The sequence below is a fragment of the Arthrobacter sp. HS15c genome, assembly GCF_040812005.1.
Lineage (GTDB): Bacteria > Actinomycetota > Actinomycetes > Actinomycetales > Micrococcaceae > Arthrobacter.
The window spans coordinates 224,445-246,114 of sequence record NZ_JBFOHM010000002.1 but is presented as its reverse complement, the minus strand read 5'-3'; the positions used below and the strand labels follow the sequence as shown (position 1 = coordinate 246,114).

Genomic DNA, 21,670 nt, shown 5'->3' with positions numbered 1-21,670 from the left:
GGAGGCACAGACAGTGCTGGAGATAAGACTAGATGCCCGGCCCCCTACGTGTCAGGCTAGAACGGTACCAGTGGCTCATAGCAAGTCCGTTTAATCGCGTGGGGCGAGAGCCAGGAATCCAGTAATCATGTCCAGTCCGGTTTTGAGTGCAGTACGCAAAGATAGTGCTGTGAGTAGTAGTAGTAGTAGTAGTAGTAGTAGTAGTTCTTCCGGTCCGCGGGCCGGTGGGCCGCGGCCACGCCGGTCGTTCACCCCGGTCCAGAAGCTCGAGTTTTTGACCGCGTATGAGAAGGCGTGCGAGAACAACGAAGGAGGCGCGTTCCTGCGCCGGGAGGGACTGTATTCCTCGCAGATGACCGAGTGGCGGCGGCTGCGTGACGCCGGTGTCCTGGCCGGGAAGAAGGCTGGGGAATCGATCGGGAAACTCTCGGCGGAGCAGGCCGAGAACGCGCGTTTGCGCCGCCAGTTAGAGGTGACTGAGGGCCGGTTGCAGAACACCGAGGCAGCCTTGGAACTGATGGGAAAACTACAGGCGTTCTTAGAGAGCGCCTCAGAGGATATGCCGGCCGGGCCCCGGTCCAAGAAACGCTGATGGCCACCTACCGGTCGATGCTGGAACTGAGGATTCCCGCGCGGAAGGCAGCGTCATTGACCGGCGTTTCCAGGACGACCGCGAACCGGAAGCCTGCCCTGCCGCGGGACCAGATGGCGGTGGCGCCGCAGAACAAACTCAGCGCCGCCGAGAGGGCCGGGATCCTGGCCGCGCTGAACTCGCCGGAGTTCGTGGACCTGCCGCCGATGCAGGTCTATACGAAGATGTTGGATCAGGGAGTCTATCTGGGGTCTCGAAACCGAATTCCCGTCTTTCCTCTACCCCATCACCAAAGGCGCCACGACCATTTGGGAGCGGTGGGATTCGATCCAGCCCGATGGCACCATCAACCCCTCGGGCATGACCTCCCTGAACCATTATGCTCTCGGCTCCGTTGTCGACTGGATGCACCGCACGATCGGAGGCCTGACCACTATTGAGCCCGGGTACCGCACGATGCGCATAGCCCCCAAGCCAGGCGGGAACCTCACGTTTGCAACGCTCGACCATCAGACCGTCCACGGCAAGGTGTCCGTCTCCTGGAGAATCGATGGATCTCGAGTCTCGGTTGACGTCACAATTCCCGCGGGCACCTCCGCGACCGTGGAGCTCCCTCTACATCCCGAGAACCTCGTGGAGACCGTGACCGAGGGCACATATCGGTGGAGCTATGGACGCGTGGCTGCCGATCACACCACCTTCACCCTTGACACCCCCTCACCTCCCTTGCTCGGGACCCAGCAGCATGGCGCCGCGTCAGAAACACATTCAAGAAACACCTCCCCCGAGTCCCCCTCGATGCAGATGCCCCCGAAGCCGCCGGGATGACCCTGGCTGTTTTTCTGAGCTACATCCCTGGCGCATCTCCCGAACTCACCCACGAGCTCACCGAGCAGATGGCTGCCCTATCCACCACCGGTCAGTGAGAGCGAAAATAGTTGATTCTCATGGTTGGCATGACCCTGGTCGGCCCAGAAACGAAGATGCCATCGGCCACCACAACCAGGCAACAACCAACCGCTTCCTCGGCCAGCTTGTACCCCAACGGCCCCTGGTGCCGGTAGCGGAACGATCACTCCGGAGCGCACGAAAGAAGGCCCATAACCATGACACCACAAGCCGAGACCGGCGCTGATGCCCCAAGAAAACAAGCCTACGAGAAGGCGAATGACGCTGAGTTTCCCGGCCCCAACGGCCCGATCCCGGCCCGACTTTACGGTACTCCCAATACCAGCGGACCAGTGCTCGTGTGGCTTCACGGTGGCTCTTTTTCTCATGGAGACCTGAACATGTCCGAGGCCCACGAAGTTGGCCTCGGACTGGCCGCCCGTGGCGTGCACGTCATCTCCGTAGACTACCGTCGAGTGCCTCCATGGAGCCCATTCCGTAAGCCCCGCCCCGGCGTACTACCGGGTGTCCGATTCCCCGTTCCACTGGACGACGCCATTGCTGCGTTCAAGGCCGTGGCCCTCTCTGAGTCAGCTTCCGGCCAGCAATCATCCCGCGTTGCACTCGGTGGCGCCAGCGCGGGGGCGTGTCTGGCAGCCGCAGCCACATGGGACCTCAGCAAAGGACGGGAACGCCCAACATCCCTTATCCTGGCCTACCCCACTGTCCACGCCCAGCTCCCCCGTATGCGTCCAGAACTCACAAAGAAGCTCAGAACCTTCCGCGGCCTCTGGCAGTTCACACCGGCAACCGTGGAACGGATGAACCGCAACTACGCTGGATCGTTAGCCGCCATGACGGATCCGCGTGCCTTCCCCGGCGGGGCGGACCTCTCACACTTCCCCAGCACCCTTATCCTCAACGCAGAGTACGACAGCCTACGCGCATCAGGCGACGCGTTCGCTTCCGAACTGGCACTCCACAACGTGCCCATCGAAAACGAGTACATGCCAGGTACCCGTCACGGCTTTCTGAATAAACCTGGAACCGCCGGCATGATCGCAGGATTAGACCGGATCGCCTCTTGGCTCCTCGCATCACCCCGGTCCGCCTGAGGGGCAACCATCCAATACGCCGCCGCCATCCGGCAGGCCAGCCCTGGCACCAATCGGGCGGTTAAACCGTTGACGCCAAAGCGGTTGATGCTGGTAGCGCTGAAGTGGGGATCGTGCTCGATCACGACGGCCGCGTCGAAAATGAAAGCCGTGTCCCGCACGCTCGGCCGTAGCAGCACCGATCAAGCTTGCACCAGCCGCCAGTCCAAAGGTTCCACACTCTGGATACGACAAGCACACGTTCTGACCTCCCAACCGGGGCGGGTTCAGATCTTCACCACGGGCCAGGCAATCAGACCACAATGACCAAACCCATACGTCCGTCGAGGAACAAACACCTCGTACCGGGCCGACAAAGGAAGGATATAATGGTACCCACAACGGAACCCATTGAAATTCTAGTCAACAACCGTCTTGAACTGGAGGACCATCTCGAGGACGCCGTCCGGCGCCTCCAGCAATTGGCCGCTCTCTCGGGGACACACGGAATCCTAGTCACACGGCATCGGGCGGGCCACTACAGCGCGTCATTGTCCGAGACGGTTCCCTTCGGGCTAACCCGGGAACTCATCAGCTGACCTACCGGAAACCTCACACGTCGGCCCTGATCCTCAGGCTCCATCGTGCGGGTGGTCAACCGACAGCGCCGATACAACCCGGACAACGCTCCGGTCGTTGGCTCACGGGGTTTCCAGCCGTCCGACGAAGTCCCGCTTGACTTTGTGCAGCGCACAGCCTTCAACGTTCGCTTGAAGTACACCCCAACCTGCCGTTCGGCTTCTACTCAAAACCCGTCAGAATAGAGTCCACAAGGCGGTTCATACACTCCCAGGAAAGAGTCTCAGACTCAAATCTGACCCTGCTAAATCAAAACCGTGAGCAGCACGCTGAAGATGGGCGCCTGTCGAACCTGGCTGCCGCAGGCAACCTCTGACCCGGTTCCCTTTGGGCCCAGAAGCTGACAGGTTCCGGTCCCCAAATAGCCCGCGTTACTGTGCCTATCGTTGTCCGACGACGCTGACAAAAATGATTCAAGGTGAGTCCCTGATGGAATGGCTTCTTCAGAGTCTTGTTCGAAGGTAGCCGCCAAGTCAGCACCGAATCTAACGAGCCGGAGCATTCGCCAAGAAGATCAGCGCCTGTCGTTTTGCGGCCAGCGGTAACGCGTGCGGGGCATCCAAAGGGCTGAAACCGCATTTCGGGCCATCTGCGCCACTGAAGGCGCCTTAGAACCGACGAAAACCGTCCAACTCCGGCACTGGATCCGGCCACCTTGTGTCGAACTCGCTGTAGATCCTGACCGAGCCTCAGCAGCCGCAACACCGTCAGCCGACGAAGGGACATCGGAGAATGTTCACCAACTCATCTCATTCCCCGTCGCCGGGCCAAAAGGGGGCACCACCACCGGGCTCTTGGTCGAAACGTTGTAGGGCGGCGCCGAAGACAACCCGGTGACGGATGGTTGAGGGTCCGCGTGGGCTTCGGCGTCCGGACGAGGCGATGGGTGTGCGGAGCGCTGGTAGACGGTAATCCCGAATCGAAGGTCCGGACCAATGGTCTCGGCGATGATGCGTCGGGACTCGCGCCGCTCGCCGTCTTTGTCGTAGGCCCGGAATTCAAGCTCGCCAGCCACATGAACGGGATCCCCCTTCTTTAGTGAGTTGGCCACGTTTTCTGCGAGCGCGCGGAAGGCGGAAACGTTGTGGAAGACGGGTTCACCGTCACGCCATGTACCGTCTGTCCCCTGGATTCGTTGGTTCACAGCGACACGCAGCTTGGCATGGGCCACACCGCTTTCGCTGATGGTTAGCTCCGGATCGGCGACGAGGTTGCCGGTGATGCTAATTGGAATCTTGGTTCCCATTTTGTTCTTTCCTTTCCACTGCAAGCGGGGCCCTCCCGCTCGACATCGAACACCTTCGGCGTTACGGTCCAGCCATCTCTGGCCCGTCAACGGTCCTGATTAAAGGCTCGGGGCCAGCAAAGCCCGCCGTCGGCGTGATCTTTGGATCGCGTTCCGTGCTCGCCAACTTGCCTCCGAACCCCGGCGGCTGAGTGATTTCCAGGATCCCCTTCGTCGCCGCAGTCACCCGGCCCAGAACCGACTTGGCCACATCCACGCGTGAAGTCGGGTGCATGCTGTACATGTCCTGTTCGAAGGCGGCGCGTTGAGTCTGGATGACCGATTCGGCCCATGCCCAGAGGTACAGCCCCGACTGCCTTCCCCGGTCAATGCCGTGGGCCTTCAGAACCGTGTAGGCGACGGATTCGGCCTCGACTTCTGCAAGACCACGATGCTCCGAGCTGCTGCCGTAGAGCCTTCCGGTCTTGTCATCGGGACCGTGAAGCATGACATGCCCCAGCTCGTGTGCAAGGACCGCAACCCGCTCTTCGATGTTCATCCACGTCCCCACCTCGATCCGGCGGTGTGCGAAATCCGTAAAGCCGCTTGCGAGCCCGTGCTGAGCACCAGATTCCTCCAGCTCGAAACCATACTTTCGGGCGACCAGGGACAACGAGTCCCACAGCTTCTGGCTAGTAGCCTCCGACTGGGTTTCTCCGCGGGGCACCAGCAGCGGCCTGCCCCTCGTTTGTGACACATCAAAGACCGCCTGGCCGCGCCAACCGGTCACCACGGACTTCTTCTCGTCACTGAGAGCGTCCGTAGGCACAGCCTCACTGATCGGAAAGCGCTGCCGGGTGCCATCGGGCATCGTGACTTCCTGTACCCGAGCCGTTCGAGGGGCGATGACCCACAAGGCGTGCTCACCCTTCAGTACCGCGCGGCCGTGACGTTCCCACTCCCTATAACCGGCCACAAGACTCGGCTCCTGGGTTCCACACTGAGCCATCTGAATCATCAGTAAAGCGACGTTGCCGCCCGAGTATCGCCACAGGGTGGCGGACGCATCAAGCAGGACCTGCCACTGCTCCGGGGACTCAACAGCCGTTTCGAGTATGGCGTGAAGTCCCTGCGTCAGTACGGCAATACGCTCTTCGGGTGTCGTCCGCTTCTTGCTGAGCCCGTCCAGGCGGGGCACAGAACCAAAGGGCAGAGAATCACCCAAGAACTCAGACGTCGGTGCCACGACAGCAACCCTCCACAGTTCTCGGATCCGCTAGAAACAGTTACCTATTCATGTCGAAGCCGCGGGGAACCGCATGACGTCAGAAGTCCGCCTCAAGTTGATGGTGGCTCCGCTGCCACTCAACGAACTCCGACTCCTCAGTCGTCAACAGGCGAGGGGTGGGTTCTTTATGTGCCTGGAGACCCACGCACCCGGCAGCCCGGCAGTGCGTCCTCAAACGCTCGACGGCGTGAGGCAGCCTCTCATGGAAGGCAAGCGGCCCAAAGCCCGAGTCGTCCGGGGTGTAGGAGGCGAGTTCCGCTCTCTGGAGGGCATAGAGCTCAGCCACGATCTCGGAGTGCCGCCACCAGCATTCGGGGACGACCGACGTCGTGAGCTTATAGGTGGCGACCAACCACCTGACCCATGCAGCCAAGGATTGCCAGACACCCTCAGCCTGATGGGGCTCCAAGTCCCGCCATCTGTAGGTAGTACCGACGGCTCCTCCCGGCGGGCGAAATGCAGAGCGGAAGAGCTGCGCGGTCAAGTCCTCATCGTCCGCTCCGATAGACGGGATTTCAAAGCGGTCCCCATCCTCATAAGTGCTCATCGTCCGCCTCCTCGATTCGCTGCTGACGCAGCCGATGGCCCTCAGCCAGCACCCGTTCAAGTTCCGCTTTGGAACGCCCCAGCTCGGCAGCATCCTTGCGCTTGTGCCATTCACGGAGGTCCAGGAGGATCGGCCTGGTACGCCTGGCTAGCATGAGCGCCGTCCCGGTCGGCAGTCGACGGATCTCATCCAGGCGGATTACAGGGCTTTCCCGGATCTGCTCACCGTCCTGCCGTCCCTGGTTGGACCAGGAGCGGGTGTTCAGGATCAGGCTGCGCTCCCCCAGGAGCCCGGCAAGGGAGCGGAGGTCCCGTTCGTCCGAGCCGCCGCCAAAAATCACCTTGATGATGGCCGAGTCCCAGATAGTGGCGGCTTCGTCGATCGACCAGCCTGTACGGGCTTGGGAAAGTGACTGGAGAACCACCAGTGTGGAGATGCCGATACCGCCACCGTCTGACAAGGCCACCGGAAGGCCTGGCCAGGGTGCCAAATTGGCAATCTCGTCGAGGATGAGTGACAAAGGCGGATCGAGGCGTCCTCCGGGCGCCACGAAAGCCATTTCCCGGGCAGCATTGTCGATGTCATCGATCAGCGCGGAGAGGTATGGGCCCGCCGCAGCGGCTCCTGCCCGGGTGCCAATCAGGTAGAGGGTGCCGCGCTCGCGGATGAACGCCTTGGGATCGAACTCCTCGGTGGCGTCCTTCGGGTCGAGAGCGGCCAAGACCTTGGGCGAGGACAGCGGCGCTACGGCCGCCGATACACCGATCCACGAGTTGGACGTGTTCCGAGGATCGTCCTCAATGATTCCCATGAGGTCTGCCTGCCACCCGAGCGCGGCCCTTGGATTGCCAAGCACTTCCAGAGCCTCCCGGGCCAGCACGGGACTAGAAGACCAGCGTCTGAAGGCGCGCACGCCGTCACCGCTGAGCGCCGCGGCGTGCAGGAGACATTGAAGAACGATCAGCGAGCGCTTTTGCCAAGCTGCGTTCTCTCCCCTCATCTCGGTGTCGGCTGTGATGACAAGGGCACGGCGAGTGGCGATGTCCGGGTCATCGCATCCGCGCACGGGTGACCAGCGCAGAGTGGAAGGCAGCCCCGACATTCCCTGCGGATCGAACACCGTCACTGGCCTGCCGCCAACAGCGCGCGCCTGCATGGTGACCACGAGGTTGTCGGCACGCGTAGACGTTGTCACCACTGCACCGGGCGCATCGAGGATAGCGTTGATGATCACGTACAGGCCCTTGCCAGAGCGGGGGGCGCCTTGGATGACCATGGATTCTTCCGTGGAGACGTGAATCGTGACTCCCCGGGACGTTCCCAGCGTCCACGACACGTCTTGGATGCTGGGTTTGGCCAGCCCAGGTCTGGTGAACTTCCCCCGTTTCCTGACGGCCCGAGCACCGAAATCGTGAAGAATCTCGGCACGGCGGGCGATGCCGTCACGGTTCAAGATGTCCAGGCGCAACCACGCGCCCGACTGTTTCCATCGTCGCCAAACCACAATGGAGCCAACCGCGAGCGCACCCATGATGACCAGAACCGGCGCTGCCAACAGCCAAACGTCCGCGGTCGTGACACCGCAGCCGTCAACCGGGCGGACAATCCAATCGATTCGACCCGCAAGAAGTCCGACGGCGGCTGCGGGACTAAAGGGCGACGGCGGCTCGGCACCGCAGCGCCAACTGACTACAGAGCTCGCCACTGCTTGGACCAGATAACAAAGGCAAACATAGACGGCGATCGTCACAAGCCCGGCTGTCACCAGCGGGCTGTTGTTGCCCCCGCGCGCGTTCATGCTCTGGCCCTCAGATCATCCGGTCGTCGGTGCCGAAGACCTCCAGCTCATCGGTGGTCACCCGGTTCGCGACGATGAATGACCGGTTACCCACTTTCCAAAGCCCTACGCCCTTCGGAAGATTCTCCACGTGCTCGCACTCCGCTTCGGTAAGCCCGAGCGCTTCTTTGGTCAGGCGCATGGCATCGTGCTTCTGCCGGTAGATGATCCGCGTGTCAGGCTCCGTCAGCAGTCCGAGGGCCTTTTGCCGGTGCCCGCTGGAGCTGTCCCCGATCTCATTCAGATCGGCGACCTTGTGCATGATCAGCAGATTGGCGATCCCATAAGTGCGCGCGAGCCGCCACTGCTCGCTCATCTTCGCCAGCATGTACGGATCGGCGAGCATCCGCCAACCTTCGTCGTAGACCACAAGCCGTTTGCCGCCGTCGGGGTTTGTGATGGCAGCTTCCAGCCAGGTGGCACCGCACGCCGCGGCCAGCGATAACGCCTGCTCAGAGGCTCCAATCAACGCAGACGTGTCCATGACCATGATCGGGGCATCCGCGTCGAACGCCACGGTGGAAGGCGCGTCGAACATACCCTCCAAGTCTCCCGAGACCGTGCGCCGGAGCGAGTGACTCACCGCGGTGCCGCCGTCGGCTCCGACGAGGGCAATCATCTCCTTGGACGGATTCAGAAGGTGGTCCAGGACCATGGGTAAGGTCGGATTTGAGTTCTGCGCCATTGTCTCCATGAGGGCCATGTCCAGCGCCGTATGTTCAACGGGACGCAGAGGGGTTCCTTGACGCATGAGCGAGACCAGCGCGACCAACAGGTAACGCCGGCGTTGCCGCACCACCGCCTGCCACTGGGCCTCCGTCAGAGCACTCGGCCGAGGTCCGGCGTCGAGCGGGTTGACCCGGGCTGCCCGCCCTGGACCAACGGAGATAACCTTCCCTCCAACAGCGTTAGCCACTGCAACCCACTCCCCCTTGGGATCAGAGGCGACGGCGGCCTTCCGCCCAAGAGTGATCGACCGGGTCACCAACGATTTCCCGCACATCGACTTTCCCGTCCCCACCGTGCCGATGACAACGATGGACGGGCCGCTGATGATGCCCTTGTCGTACAAGATCCAAGGGTCATAGGAGAATGCGCCGGAGCCGAAGACGTCCGTGCCGATGTACGTCCCTTCATGCCCCAGGCCGGATTCAGTGATGAACGGGTAGGCCGCCGCGAATGTCATCGTGGAAGCGCGGTGCGGCGCAGGCCTCAGCCGATGCGGTCCGCGGAGCGAATTCGGTTCCCGGCTCCCCCATTCACCGGACAAACCTGGTTTCCCCAGTCTCGTCTCTGCGAATTCCGCCAGCCTCAGCGCCGCATTGTTACCCTGGCGGTCCTGGCGGGCGGCCTCAGCCCGACGTCGCTCACGCCGCTCGTGCCGGCTTTCACTCGACGGCAAGTACTGGACCGCTTCCGGCTTCCCGGTCATCGCAATCCCCTTCCGAAGGGAAGGGCCCCGGCAACGAAGGCGGCCCACTGCTGCCCGGCGAGCAGCCGCAGCTCAACGAATGCACCCGCCGCTGCCGACTCGAGTTCCTGTCTCTGCCTGGCCAGGTCATCCAGCGAGGCTGCCGTGATGGTGACAAAAGCCGCAGGCCGCACATCCCCATGACCGGCGACAATCTCTTCCTCACGCTGGGCAACTTCGTCTTCCTCTGCCTTCTGTTCACGGGTCAGTGGCCTGTCAAAGCGTGTATTGATCCGCCTCCGCGTTTCGTGGGCCTCTTGGGCGGAACGGATGTCGCGCAGCGCTTCCGCAGTCGGCACAGCGCGGATCACTTGGGTCACTGAATGGCGGAAATCGCCTACATAGACCAATGGATGAATGAATCCAGGAAAAACCTTCTGTCGTGGCCACTCGGAGACCCAGAACGTTTGGTGGAAGGCAGAGTCCGTGCGCAGATAGGCCCAATGTTCTTCGACGGCCATGGGTCCACCCGTAAGCGGCACCGGGTTGGAAGCCCTACCCGCCGCCCGGACGACTGCATCGGGATCGAACGCACCACGAACAACGCCTAGAAGTTCTGGCTCCGGCAACCATTCTTCGACCTTCACATTGTGCGTCGACAGTCCTGTTGTCATGGCTTCGACCTCGAGCCGGATGACCCGCTCCAGGCCAACCAGTCCGCCTCCGGACTCCCGGATCCGCCGTCGTGCTTTGGCTGTGTCGATGACCAGGGCGACCAACAGGTCGTGCCTCGTGGTTGATCCCGCCGCGGCGACTAGGTCCTCATAAGCGCGCTCACCCCAGGTATGTGCAGCTCCGCTACCGGCACGGTTTGGCACACTCTTCTCGTAAAAGTCCCGCAGCGCGGTTGACGGATAGGGAACCGTGTAATCCTGGACTGCGATTCGGGCGATGCTCTGCCGCTGGGCCAGCCCGGCTTGCACTCTCGACCAGGCCTGAACAGCCCACGCCTTGTCATCGCTGTCCAGCAGGGCAAAGGACCTGGTGCTGCACCGGAGGACCGCCACCGCTTCCCTGCCCTGGGCGTCCACGATGAAGGACTCTCCCTGCAGCGCCTGCCGGACCTCGAGATTCCCCAGGCCCCCGGGCAGGGCAAGCCGTCCCGCCAGCGGCGGAGCCTCCGGCCTCACTAGAAAACGTGTCTGCTTCAGGGCGGTTCTATAGAGGAAGAGGAAGATGTGGGTCGCCCACACCGGGTAAGGAATCCGCGAGTACTGCAGAAGCCCAACAAGCATCAGAGCAAGCCACATAGGACCTGAACTAAACAACGCGGCCGGTCCGCCGACGGCGGAAGCGACGCTGGCGACCAGCACACCGCTGGCAAGAAGGAGCAGCTGGTACCACTTCAGGCCCATGAACAAGCCACGACGTTCGTGGCGGGGAAACTTAACTGCTTCGAGTGTCCTTGCCTCATCGGACATATGGATCGCCCCCTTGGCGAGGATCGGTGGGTGGCTTTGGACGCATTATCGGCGGTGCCTTCATCAGGCGCGTAGCTGAAGAACTGCTGGCGTCTGGGGATGGCCGGGCTGGCCGTGTGTGGGCCCTGTCGGTGGATGAGTCGACGCCCTCCGACGGACCGGCCGCAGGTCGCGTCGACGGCGGGCGGTCACGATGACCTCCACCGAGATTCGTTGTTCCGTGTAGCTCGGGCGTGCCGTTGGCGGGGCCAGCGCGGCCGGCGCCGAGCATCCGTCTTCCACCTCCGGGTGATCCCGGGGACGACGGCGCGGGTACAACCGCAGGGAGGGCTCGGGTGGGAAACTCGGGTCGACTCGAACGGATGGGCCGGGTCATCGACGACCGAGACAGCATCCCCGCCAAAGTGAATCGGCCGCCAATCTGTCGGCTCATCTGCCGGGCTGCGATGCTGCTTGTCCTGGAGAGCACGTGACCGCCTCCGGCCGATTGAGCGGCGGCAGCCAACTCGCCGCCTGCGAAACTCACCAACCGCAATGCCATGAGGGGAGCCCCGCAAGCGAGCGCCATACCTACTGTTCCGGCAGCCAATCCGGCGAACGACTTTGAGTCGGCGAAGAGCTTGACGGCAACAGCCAGCACTGTGGCCGCCAGAGGTTTCGCGAGCAGCAGCGCAACGACGACTTCACTCCATCGCCGCGCCCACGTCTTTGTTCTGTCCCAAGGCACGAGCATCAAGGCAACGGGCGCGACGGCGGCCAGCACAATCAGCGCAAAGGACCGAAAAATCATGGAACACATGAGGATGAAGGCCAGTATCCACACAACGATGACCGCCATGGCCGTGACGACCACACCGCCCACGGCTCCCCCTGTGGTTCCCGGCGACAAGGAAACGATGTTCCATTCCCTGCCCGATCCTTCCGCCGCGCGTTCAAAACCGAAAAGCCGCATGAAGACGAGATAAGGGTCGGAGCCCATCGACTCGAGGAGGGCAGCCGAAGCGGAGTCGCTGACCTTGGTCAGCTGCCGGACCAGGTAAACGGCGCCCGCTACGAGGGGAACTGCCAGGGCCCCACCCAACAGGGCCCTACCTATTCTTCGCGGTTGCTGGCTAATCAGTCCCGACAGCAGTTGGAGGATCATGACGACGACGAGCGGCGTCATCATGACGATCACCCACCAGTTGGTAATGCCGTCCACCGCCAGCCACTGCGAGTCATCCACGTCTGAGGCGCTAAACGCTCCGGTGATGAATGCCCACAGCCAGGAAGCGACGTTCTGGAGGATGTTTGCAAAGAGGGAAGTGACTGCACCGGTGGCACCGTCGTTCGCTTGCGAGACGAGTCCGCAACCGGGCGGCCACCAGCCATTGAGATCGCACTCGACAGGCATGGCTGGCGGCCCTTAAAAGCCGAGCGGAAAAGCGGTTTGGGACCACAGGATGTAGCCGTTGATACCCCCGAGAATCGCGGCCACCGGTCCCGTCCACAACAGAATCACGCCACCTCCGGATGCGAGCCGGGATGACTGACTCAGCTTGCCGGCCAGCAACATCGCCGCACCGATGATGGCCACAATGGCGATCACGACAAATGCACCGACGAGGATGCCCCCGCCGATCTGCTTCAGGGATTCAAGAAAGGGAAAATTAGCGTTTGGGGTAATACCAGGGTCGACTGCTGCCAAAAACATGGCGCGCTCCGTCCATCGTCTTCCGTTGGGATGAGCAGTTTGAGCTCACGACTTCATGGGATAGGCGGGGGTGGAACGACATGACCTAGTATCTGTCCACAAATGGCCACGATTAGCACAGGTAGCAATCAGTCGCCCTGACTCCTGACTTCGCTACTTATAAGGCTTCGGGCACGTTTTGCATTTCCGGTGTCTAGGACATCAGTGCGTAGCCGGACGCTGATCTGCCCAAAAGCCTGCAATACGGACAACGGGAAGCCGAAGGTGAACCGGTGCGGCTTCGGACGGTAATCACCCGGTGACGGTTGGGGCTAAGAAAAAATTAAGTCCCGTCCGTCCGTCAGCAACGCGGAGCGCAATGTAAAACCCCTAAGGGCGGCCCGCAGGACACTGGCTTCGCGGCTCACCGGGGGACAAACTGCGCTGGCCCAGACTCGGGGCCAAGAACAGAGAGTGCCCAGCACCAGGCTGGGGTTGGCCCCAGAGATAATTAGCAACAGGGGTGGTGCGGATCACACTAAGGGCCTGACCTGGTGAGTTCACGCACGTATGTGCGCACTTCCTTTGATTAAGCAGGAGGTCGTAGATGCAAATGACCCTGGCGATCGCCGTGTACATCACGTGGCCTGGGCTCCTATCTCCTTCGTCAGAGCAGCGTGAAGTACGTCCATGTCAATCTTGGATCTGTTCGTGAAGGGCAGGACACGTGCCACGTCGTGCCAGTAGTTTCCTTGCAGGAAGGCTGAAAAGTCCGTAGTCCTACCAACCCAGGCCCGAGAATTACTCCGCTCTTTTACCTGCGTAGCTTCGAAGAATTTCATGCCTTGAGGTACGCGTAGCTGAGCCCTTGTTGGAACTTCATGGACGCCAAAGTCCCATCTGTCTTCGGGTACCCCGGCAGCCTAAGGTACTTGTAGATCGGCGTGTTTGTCCTTGCGGGGAGATTCTTGGGTAAGACGTGGGAGACGACCAACTTCATCGACTCAACGTCGGTAGGGAGTTGGATTGATGATGTCCCGGAGCACATCGTATCGATCTCGACCCACTATCCCTTGGCCCGTCGTCGTCAGCTTGTCGTGAACACCGATGCCAATCACAACGTCCACTTCGTCGCTCTTGAAAGCCTCATCTATCGACATAACGTAGGTCTTGTCTTTCGGAGCACTAGTCAGAACGAACTCGGTCACCTGGTTCCTGACCCTTCGCAGGGGGCTAAGGGGAAGTCACTCCTCAAGCGTAGACAGGGCCAGGAGGATGTCCTCATACCCGGATACGGTAATTTCCAAGATGGGAGGCTGAAGGCATCCGTGGGACTATAGGGTCTGTTGATTCGCGGATCGTAGCGTTCCGATCCCACTGTGCGAAGATGAGACGATTCTGAAGCAGAGCGATGTTGTCTTTTGTGAGAACGCTCCACCGACGCGTCCAAGAAGCTGTCCTTCCAGTAGGATCCACTCGTACTGGAAGAGTACGGTCGTCATCGCTTGTGCTCACGCCGTCCCTGTCTGTCACAGGGAACAACATGGAGGGGCCGGAAGTATTCAGCTACTTTGACCCCTTACTGCCGCTGGTAGAGAATCGTCGTGAACTGGCTGACGCGAACAATCTTTCCCCTCTGGCACCTTAGGTTTCTTGTCGATCCTGGGTCCGCACCTTGGCGGCGCGATCAAGATATTCCCTAAGGGCTGGCTACAGGCCTTAGGGCGCCGCTCGAATCTCTTTCGGAGCCCATTTTCAAGCGACAGAAGGCGATGGAGTTGATTCCGAATCTTCTCGTCGCTGAAGAATGGGCGCTGCGAGTTGCCCGAACCGCCGGCCTTCCCGCGGTGGATGCCCATCTCGCGGCAGATGAACTGCTCGCCGTTACTCGATTCGACTACCCTTACGAGGGAAAATGGCTGCACCATGAAGACTTTGGTCAGGCGCTAGGTCTGGATAGTGCTCGGGCGTGCACTATGTTTCGTTAGTAGTGGCCCGGAGCGCATTGTGGAACTGGCTTGCCATCTCTTGACGGAAGCCATCGAAGTCACCTTCCAAAGCAAACGCAGCCAGTCTCTCGTGCTCAACGGCGATTTCATGCAGGTTGCTGTATGTAGGATGGTCGGCCGCTAAGTAGAGACGCAGCTTGTTCTCCCAACCGTTCCAAAGACTTTGCAGGGCCACGTTCCCCGAGAATTCATAGAAGAGCCGGTGGAAGCGAAGATGGGCATCAACGCTGGCCGGGATATCGTGCGTGTCCGTGGCCCGGTAAAGTTCCTCGATGGTTTGCTTCAGCCGAAGCCGCTCAGGACCACGCAACGTTGGCGCCGAGAGTTCAGCAGCGTAAGGTTCCACGAGTAACCGGATTGCTGCGATCTCGGCGACGTTGCGGGCACTTACCTCCACAACGAATGATCCCCGGAAGGGGATCTTCACAACCAGACCCTCCTCCTCAAGCCTGGTCAGCGCCTCACGTAGCGGGGACCTGCTGATTCCGAGATCGGCAGCAATGTGCGTCTCGCGCAGCTGTTTCCCAGGGGGCACACTTCCGCCCAGGATGGCTGTACGCAGCAAGCGATACACGCCGTCCGGCGTCGTTGTCCGCTGTTCCTGCCACTTGAACTTGCCGTCCATCATGCCGCCTCTCTTGTCGATGTCGGTTGTTAGGGCATTGCGTTTCAACTTCCAAGACGAACACTTCGTAGTTCTTAGGCTGACGGTGTGTTCTAGCTCGTCTTAAAACGCTCCGGGCGTACGAATTCCAGGCCTTTGAGTGACTGTTTGCCGAGCGCTTCGTGTGCGGCGATCTGGCCGTACCCGGTGGCATTCTTGAATCCGCCTCCGGAAAAGCCTGTGGCGCCGTAAATCCTGCGTGACTCACCGAACCAACCCAGCAGCGGGTTCCGATCGCTCGTGTAGAGGTCCGGGAATGCGTCCGAGCGGACGATCGTCGGGATGAGGCCGGGGATGAATTCCGAGACCGTTTCGAAAGTCTCGGCGATTTCGGCTGTTGAAAGCTCCCTGGGGAAACCGTCGGGGTCCGGTGTTACTGTGCCCCGCCCGTCAAGGGTGGCTTTGACTGTGACCCCGTCGACGGAGGGTGCCCCATACATAGAGCGGCCCTCGTACATCCGGTTAAACGTGGGGAACTTTTCCGGGGTGAACTGGGCTCCGTCGCGGGCAACGAACCACGACAGGAAAACTCTGCGTGTTTCCGTGTGCGCCTTAAGATACGCAGGCATAAGGCGTTGGGACCAGCCACCGGAGGAAACGATGACGTTCTCGAAAGTCCAGGAGGTGTCTCCGGAGGTGATGACAACTCCGTCGCCGGTTTCGGTGATGCTGTCGATCGGGGTGTTGGTGTGGACGGTTGCGCCGTTGGCCTGGGCCGCGGCGACGGCGGCAGTGACGGCTCTGTCGGTGCGCAGGACCCCGGCGTTCGGATCGTAGATGGCGCCGTCATCCGGTCGAAGGTTGTGCTGCGGGTAGCGTTCGGCCATCTCTTCGTAGCTGAGGATTTCGTGGGCAGCCCCATTGGTTCGGGTGGTTTCCAGGAGGCTGCGTATGTAGGGGCCGTCGGCGGTGCCGATGGACAGGCCGCCGCAGCGTGTGAGGATGTCCTGTCCGGTTTCTGCTTCGAGTTCTGCCCAGAGATCCCGTGAGCGTTCCAGGATGGGGTAGAGGGCGGGGTTGCCGAGGTAGATCATCCGAAAGAGCCTGGTGTCGCCGCCCACGGCGCTTCTGCCGTGAGCAGGTGACTGCGCCTCGAATCCGGTGACGGAGTCGGTCAGGTGCGATGCCTGCCACAACGCCATGCTTCCGATGCTGCCCAGGCCTACGACTGCGAGTTTTCCGTCCATGGCCTACAGCACTTTTTCCGGGAGCGCCTGGGTCTTGGCTTCCTTGGGATTGGCCAGGATCCACCTGGCGTCACCGCGCTCCATCATGAGCCCCGCGGCTGCCGTCTGGATCGTGTTTCTGGTTTTCATGCTTTTCCGTTCGGAGGGTTCGGGTGAAAGGTTGAGTGGGTTATTCGTGGAGTCCGGCGAGTCTGCTGCCGAATTTGGCCAGGAGTGAGGTCTTGGTGGAGTCCCTGCGTTCTTCCCATTGGTCGGCGATGCCGAAGAGCCGGTACATGCCGTGGACACCGAGCCAGCGGAGGGGTTCGGGTTCCCACTTCCGTGCGCGGTAGCCGACCCAGGGGAGCGTCGTCCGTTCGGTTTCCGTCTCGAAGGCCAGTTCCGCGAGGGTTCGGCCGCCGACGTAGGCTGCGGTGACGCCGTGTCCTGCATAGCCGGTGGATGATCCGGTCCCGGATGCCTGGTCCCAGTGCACGCCGCCGTTCCAGTCACGGGTGACGCCCAGGACTCCGGACCAGGCGTGGTCCACTTCGAAGGGGATGCCGGGGAAGAAGGAGCGGAGCTTTGTGGAGATCAGGTCAATGGTGGACTGGGGTGTTGAACCGGCGCCTCCTGTGCCGGAGCCAAAGCGGTAGGGCATGCCCCGACCGCCCATAGTGATACGACCGTCCGCTGTGCGTTGGGCGTAGATAAAGGTGTGAGCGGAGTCGCTGAGGCACTGCAGCCCGTTCCAGCCGATCTGCTGCCACGCTTCTTCGGACAGCGGCTTGGTCACGATCATCGAGGAATTGATCGGTATCAGGGTCCTGCTGCCAAGCAGCTGTCCGGAATACCCCTCGGTGCAGATGAATGTTTTGACCGCGGTCACCCGCCCGTTGTTCACAGTAAGGGTCTTGTCCTCGACGCTGCCTACCCGGCTGCCTTCGTAGATGCTCACCCCCATGGAGGTCAGGGTCCCAGCGAGACCGTAGACAAGTTTGGCCGGATTCATCCGCGCGCAATGCTTGTAGAAGAGTCCGCCGTGGACGGTGGAGATGTTGATCTTGCTCTGGAACTCGTCCCGGTCCAGCAGGTGGACATCGTCTTCGGTCAGCCCGTACTTCCAGTCGGTGTCACGCCTGGCTACCAGCCGGCCCAGCCCCGCTCTGGTGTGGGCAGCCACCAGCGCGCCGCCCTTGTTCTGATCCGCGTCAATGCCTTCGGCCCGGAGAATATCGAGGACGGAATCGACGCCGGCGACAAACTCCTGCTGCAGTGCAATGCTGGCGTCGATCCCTCCGCCGGATGCGCGGGCGAAGGTGGCCCGGTTTCCCGGGGGCATTGCTGAGAGCCAGCCGCCGTTCCGTCCGGAGGCGCCGTAGCCAATCTGTTCTGCCTCAAACACCGCGACCTTGAGTGAGGGTTCGAGTTTCTTGGCGAAGTAGGCGGCCCAGAGGCCGGTGTAGCCGCCGCCGATGATTGCCACGTCCACAGAGTCCTGTCCCGTGAACCGGGGGTAGCTCTGCCTGTTGTCCGCGAGGCCGGCCATCCAGAAGCCGAGATCTCCATTTCGGGGTGTTGCCGCAAGGGCTGTCATTGTGTCCTTCTTTGTCTGGGAACCGCTGGGCTAATAGGACGGCGGGGCCATCACGCGGGAGCCTTGGCCGGCAGCCGATGTGGCACCGCCACACGTTGGTGTTTCAGGCGGCGGTGTATCCGCCGTCGACGGGCAGGACCGCGCCGGTGATGTAGGACGATTCCGGGGACGCCATGAAGAGGATGGCATCGGCGATCTCTTCGGGGGTGGCCAGGCGCTGGAGCGGGATCTGGCCCTCACGCTGGGCGCGGTAGGCCTCGGGGTCTTCCCTGCGCTGGAACGATGCTTCGATGACCGGGGTCGCGGTCAGCCCCGGTGCAACAACGTTGACGCGGATGTTGCGGGACGCCCATTCGATCGCGGCACCTTTGGCGAGCATGATCAGGCCGCCCTTGGCCGCGGAGTACAGGACTTCATCGGGCTTGCCGACCATACCCAGCCGTGAGCTGACGAGGACGAACGAGCCACCCGTAGCGGGCATCAGCGGCGCGAAGTGCTTCATCACCAGGAAGGAGCTAAGCAGGTTGCTGTGCAACACGTTCTTCGCATCCACATAAGCCATCTCCGTCAGCGGGCCGCTGACCTGCAGGCCGTGGTTGAGGACGACGACGTCCACGGTTCCGAAGGACTCGGCCGCCTGCCTAGCCAGGCTTTCGACGAACGCCTCGTCGTTGAGGTCTCCCGGGACGTACAGGTCATCGGGCTGGGCGCTGTCGAGGTGCTCCCTGCGGCCGGTAAGCAGCAGCCGGGCACCTTCGTTGCGGAAGTGGGAACATACTGCCTGCCCGATTCCGCTGTTGGCCCCGGTGACCAGGGCCGTGGTCTTATCAAGTCTCATATCGGTCACTCCATTGTGGGTAAGTTGCTGGGGTTGCAGGCTGGGGACGGACGTCCCGTCCGGGGCGATCGGTCCGTGTCGGTCAGTTGAGGAATCCGCGGGCGTCGACAGGCCACCGTTCCAGCGTTGCGCCGGTGCTGTCGGTGACGATGTACTCCTCGAAGTTCACGACGACGGGGCAGACGTGGTTGGGCACCACCGGAAGCACGGTCCCGACTCCGGGGCGGAAGTCCCCGCCGGGAAGTGGGAGGAACCCGTGGTATTCGTTGAGCCTGGACAGGACGGCGCTGGTGCCGGCAATGGCACCGTAGCCGATCTCTGCGTTGCCTTCACGGCCGAGGGCTTTGGTGCCGATATCGAGGATGACCTGATCGGGGACCCAGTCACTGACCACCGTGCCGGCAACGAACAGCGCGATCTGATCCTGGGTGCAGGCCCCGAGCCTGGTGTTGTTCAGGTCGTTGAACACGTATTCGCCGGGCCTGATCTCGGTGATGACGCTGTTGGTGGCGAACTCCACGGTGGGTGTGGAGCCGGCACTGACCACCTCTGCAGTGATCCCGGCCGCGCTGAGGCTGCGGACCGCCGTGACGAGCGCGGCATCCTGGTCAATGGCGGCGCGCTTGCGTGCGTCCGGTCCGGCGCTGCCGTGGCCCGGATAGGTGAAGACGCCGGCCGGGACCAGGCCTCGGTTGCGCGCGGCGAGGGCCAATTCGCCTGCGGCCTCGGCAGGAGCCCCGGAACGGCGGGCCCCGCAGTCGACCTCAATCACGATCTGCAGCAGCCCGGCTTCGTCGCCCATCGCGTCGGCGAGGGCATTGATCGCCGCGACGTTGTCGACGCCGATCCGCAGCCGGGTGGTTTCGGCCAGTTTCCGGATCCGCATCCCTTTCGTTCCGGCAGCCCAGATCGGGTAGGCGATGAAGATGTCGTCGAACCCGGCCGCGGCGAAGACCTCGGCCTCACCCACGTTGCCCGCGGTGATTCCGACCGCCCCGGCCTTGACCTGGCGCCGGCCGATTTCGACGCACTTGTGCGTCTTGACGTGCGGCCGGACGTCCAGGTTGTTCCGGGTAGCGAAGGCCTGCATCCGGTCGATGTTCTCCTGCATCACATCGGCCAGCACGATCGGTGCCGGGGTGTCGATCCGCTCGAGGAGAGCCTTGAATGTTGATTGAATGCGGTTCACGCTGTACTCCTTGTAATTCTGTTTATGAATCGAGGAGCGCGGTGCTGGCTTCCTCGGATGCTGAATGTGCGGGACCCGCATCAGCGGGCCCCGCACAACATCGCCCTCGGACGTTACCGCCGTCCTGTCTGTTACTAAACGGCCGTGCAGATCATCTGGATTTCGACCGGAGTGTTCAACGGCAGCCCGGCCACACCGATAGCGGTACGGGCGTGCCGCCCGTTCTCACCCAACACTTCGATGAGCAACTCACTGGCCGCGTTGGCCACCCGGGACTGCAAGCCGAAGTCCGGCCCACTGGCCACGAAGACCAACATCTGCACGATCCGGACGCGGTCCAGATCGCCTACCGCCTGCACAGCGGCAGCGAGGCAGTTCAGCGCGCAATGGCGCGCGAGCTCCTGCGCAGTCTCCAGCTGAATGTCCCGGCCAACAACGCCCGTGCCCAGCAGCACACCGTCCTTGTAAGGCAGCTGGCCCGAGATATGGATGCTGGAGTCCACCGCCCGGTGGTCCACGTAGTACGCGTTATCGGCGAGGACGGGCAGCTCCAGGCCCAGGGCCCGGAGCCGTTCCACAGCCGAGGCGCCCTTTACGGTTTGAGGCAGTGGCAGACTCATCTGTACAAGTCTCCCTTAGGAGGCTGCGGGGCGCGGCAGGCCGAAGAGGACCGGGAGTTCGGCGATGTCGGTGATCCGCTCGTAGCCGAGCCAGTGCTCGTCCTGCTCGAAGCCGCGGTCGACATACACCTTGTTCTTGATGCCCATGACCGCCGCGGGTCGGAGGTCGTACATCGGGCTCGCGGAGACGTGCACGATCTCATCCGGCGTCGCACCGAGCTTGTCGAACATGTACTCAAACGCACGTAGCCGCGGCTTGTAGACGCCCATCTGCTCAGCGGTGATCACCACTTCGAACGGGGCCTGGAGGTTCGCCGAGAGGCGCATCGCATGGGCGGTGTCGCTGTTTGTGATGATGACCAGCGGAACTGCCTCCGCCAGGCGGTTCAGCGCCTCAGTGACACCCGGGTAGGGGCCCCAGCTAGGGATCTCTTCGTAGACAGCCCGGGCGTCAGCCTCCCGGTACTCAACGCCGAACCTCGCGCAGGTCCGCCTCATCGAGTCCGCGATGATCTGGTGGAACGGCTTGTACTCGCCCGTGCACTCGTCGATCCGATACGAGCTGCCGGCCCGCCTGAAATCGTCGGCGAGCTCCGGCGGGAGCCGGTCCCCAAGTACCCGCTGGATCGTCTCGCCGATGGGGAAGTGGATCAGCGTCCCGTTCATATCGAACGAAACGAATTTCGGATTGGTATCGATTGTCATGATTCTCCAAAGATCAAGGGGCGGCAGTGCCCGGCATGGCCCGGCCAGCTGCCGTGTGGATGTCCCAACCGTACGTACTAAAATTGTGAACTGTCAACACTTTTAAGTGTTTTTATTGAGAATCGTTTTCACCTAATCATGGTTCGGACCATTTGAGTGACGGCTAGGGAGCCCGCAGGGAGTGCTCAGTGCCGCTGAGGTAGGCGCG

Annotated in this window: 19 protein-coding genes and 1 pseudogene; 4 read left to right on the top strand and 16 right to left on the bottom strand. The window is 62.0% G+C overall.

What is annotated here, in order from left to right; all coding sequences use genetic code 11:
- Positions 1-169 precede the first annotated feature (169 nt).
- From ABV518_RS04155 to ABV518_RS04145, 3 genes and pseudogenes are all read left to right on the top strand, one after another.
- A pseudogene (locus ABV518_RS04155) lies at positions 170-846 on the top strand (IS3 family transposase); the annotation flags it as partial.
- On the top strand, positions 809-1,420 hold the full coding sequence (locus ABV518_RS04150; protein ID WP_367765746.1) for an alpha-L-rhamnosidase C-terminal domain-containing protein: 612 nt from the start codon (positions 809-811) through the stop codon (positions 1,418-1,420). The pseudogene ABV518_RS04155 and the gene ABV518_RS04150, both read left to right, overlap by 38 nt.
- Before the next feature lie 461 nt (positions 1,421-1,881).
- A complete protein-coding gene (locus ABV518_RS04145; RefSeq protein WP_367765536.1) occupies positions 1,882-2,595 on the top strand; it encodes an alpha/beta hydrolase in 714 nt (237 codons plus the stop codon).
- Positions 2,596-3,949: 1,354 nt separating this feature from the next.
- On the opposite strand, the gene ABV518_RS04140 is transcribed toward ABV518_RS04145, so the two are convergent.
- From ABV518_RS04140 to ABV518_RS04105, 8 genes are all read right to left on the bottom strand, one after another.
- A complete protein-coding gene (locus ABV518_RS04140; protein ID WP_367765535.1) occupies positions 3,950-4,459 on the bottom strand; it encodes a single-stranded DNA-binding protein in 510 nt (169 codons plus the stop codon).
- A 61-nt stretch (positions 4,460-4,520) separates the two neighbouring features.
- Positions 4,521-5,684, bottom strand: a complete 1,164-nt coding sequence (locus ABV518_RS04135) for an ArdC-like ssDNA-binding domain-containing protein (protein WP_367765534.1) — start codon at positions 5,682-5,684, stop codon at positions 4,521-4,523.
- Between the two features lie 79 nt (positions 5,685-5,763).
- Entirely contained in the window at positions 5,764-6,273 is a 510-nt protein-coding gene (locus ABV518_RS04130; RefSeq protein WP_367765533.1) for a hypothetical protein, read from the bottom strand.
- The gene (locus ABV518_RS04125; RefSeq protein WP_367765531.1) at positions 6,260-8,071 is read right to left on the bottom strand and encodes a type IV secretory system conjugative DNA transfer family protein; all 1,812 of its coding nucleotides are present in this window, start codon (positions 8,069-8,071) and stop codon (positions 6,260-6,262) included. The genes ABV518_RS04130 and ABV518_RS04125 overlap by 14 nt, the downstream gene beginning before the upstream one ends.
- Positions 8,072-8,081: 10 nt before the next feature.
- Positions 8,082-9,542, bottom strand: coding sequence for an ATP-binding protein (locus ABV518_RS04120; RefSeq protein WP_367765529.1), 1,461 nt, complete (start codon positions 9,540-9,542; stop codon positions 8,082-8,084).
- Positions 9,539-11,002, bottom strand: a complete 1,464-nt coding sequence (locus ABV518_RS04115) for an SCO6880 family protein (protein ID WP_367765527.1) — start codon at positions 11,000-11,002, stop codon at positions 9,539-9,541. Before ABV518_RS04115 ends, ABV518_RS04120 begins: the two co-directional genes overlap by 4 nt.
- Positions 10,992-12,395 (bottom strand): type IV secretion system protein, encoded by a 1,404-nt coding sequence (locus ABV518_RS04110; RefSeq protein WP_367765525.1) that lies wholly within the window; start codon positions 12,393-12,395, stop codon positions 10,992-10,994. Before ABV518_RS04110 ends, ABV518_RS04115 begins: the two co-directional genes overlap by 11 nt.
- 12 nt (positions 12,396-12,407) lie before the next feature.
- Positions 12,408-12,695 (bottom strand): hypothetical protein, encoded by a 288-nt coding sequence (locus tag ABV518_RS04105; protein WP_284990656.1) that lies wholly within the window; start codon positions 12,693-12,695, stop codon positions 12,408-12,410.
- 1,685 nt (positions 12,696-14,380) lie between these two features.
- Between ABV518_RS04105 and ABV518_RS04100 the strand changes: the two genes are divergently transcribed.
- Positions 14,381-14,662: a HipA domain-containing protein gene (locus tag ABV518_RS04100; RefSeq protein ID WP_367765745.1), complete on the top strand. Its 282-nt coding sequence runs from the start codon at positions 14,381-14,383 to the stop codon at positions 14,660-14,662.
- Here the strand turns inward: ABV518_RS04100 and ABV518_RS04095 are convergent.
- The 8 genes from ABV518_RS04095 to ABV518_RS04060 form a co-directional block, all read right to left on the bottom strand.
- Entirely contained in the window at positions 14,649-15,311 is a 663-nt protein-coding gene (locus tag ABV518_RS04095) for a GntR family transcriptional regulator (protein WP_367765524.1), read from the bottom strand. The genes ABV518_RS04100 and ABV518_RS04095 overlap by 14 nt on opposite strands.
- 89 nt (positions 15,312-15,400) lie before the next feature.
- Entirely contained in the window at positions 15,401-16,534 is a 1,134-nt protein-coding gene (locus ABV518_RS04090) for an FAD-dependent oxidoreductase (protein WP_367765523.1), read from the bottom strand.
- 3 nt (positions 16,535-16,537) lie between these two features.
- The gene (locus ABV518_RS04085; RefSeq protein ID WP_367765522.1) at positions 16,538-16,663 is read right to left on the bottom strand and encodes a hypothetical protein; all 126 of its coding nucleotides are present in this window, start codon (positions 16,661-16,663) and stop codon (positions 16,538-16,540) included.
- A gap of 40 nt (positions 16,664-16,703) precedes the next feature.
- Positions 16,704-18,110 carry an NAD(P)/FAD-dependent oxidoreductase gene (locus ABV518_RS04080; RefSeq protein WP_367765521.1) on the bottom strand — a complete coding sequence of 469 codons (1,407 nt, stop codon included), beginning with the start codon at positions 18,108-18,110 and terminating at the stop codon, positions 16,704-16,706.
- A 103-nt stretch (positions 18,111-18,213) separates the two neighbouring features.
- Positions 18,214-18,948, bottom strand: coding sequence for an SDR family NAD(P)-dependent oxidoreductase (locus ABV518_RS04075; RefSeq protein WP_367765520.1), 735 nt, complete (start codon positions 18,946-18,948; stop codon positions 18,214-18,216).
- 82 nt (positions 18,949-19,030) lie between these two features.
- Complete coding sequence (locus ABV518_RS04070) at positions 19,031-20,137, bottom strand: alanine racemase (protein WP_367765519.1); 1,107 nt, start codon at positions 20,135-20,137, stop codon at positions 19,031-19,033.
- Between the two features lie 134 nt (positions 20,138-20,271).
- Positions 20,272-20,757: a RidA family protein gene (locus tag ABV518_RS04065; protein ID WP_367765518.1), complete on the bottom strand. Its 486-nt coding sequence runs from the start codon at positions 20,755-20,757 to the stop codon at positions 20,272-20,274.
- Positions 20,758-20,772: 15 nt separating this feature from the next.
- On the bottom strand, positions 20,773-21,462 hold the full coding sequence (locus ABV518_RS04060; RefSeq protein ID WP_367765517.1) for a haloacid dehalogenase type II: 690 nt from the start codon (positions 21,460-21,462) through the stop codon (positions 20,773-20,775).
- Between the last annotated feature and the right edge of the window lie 208 nt (positions 21,463-21,670).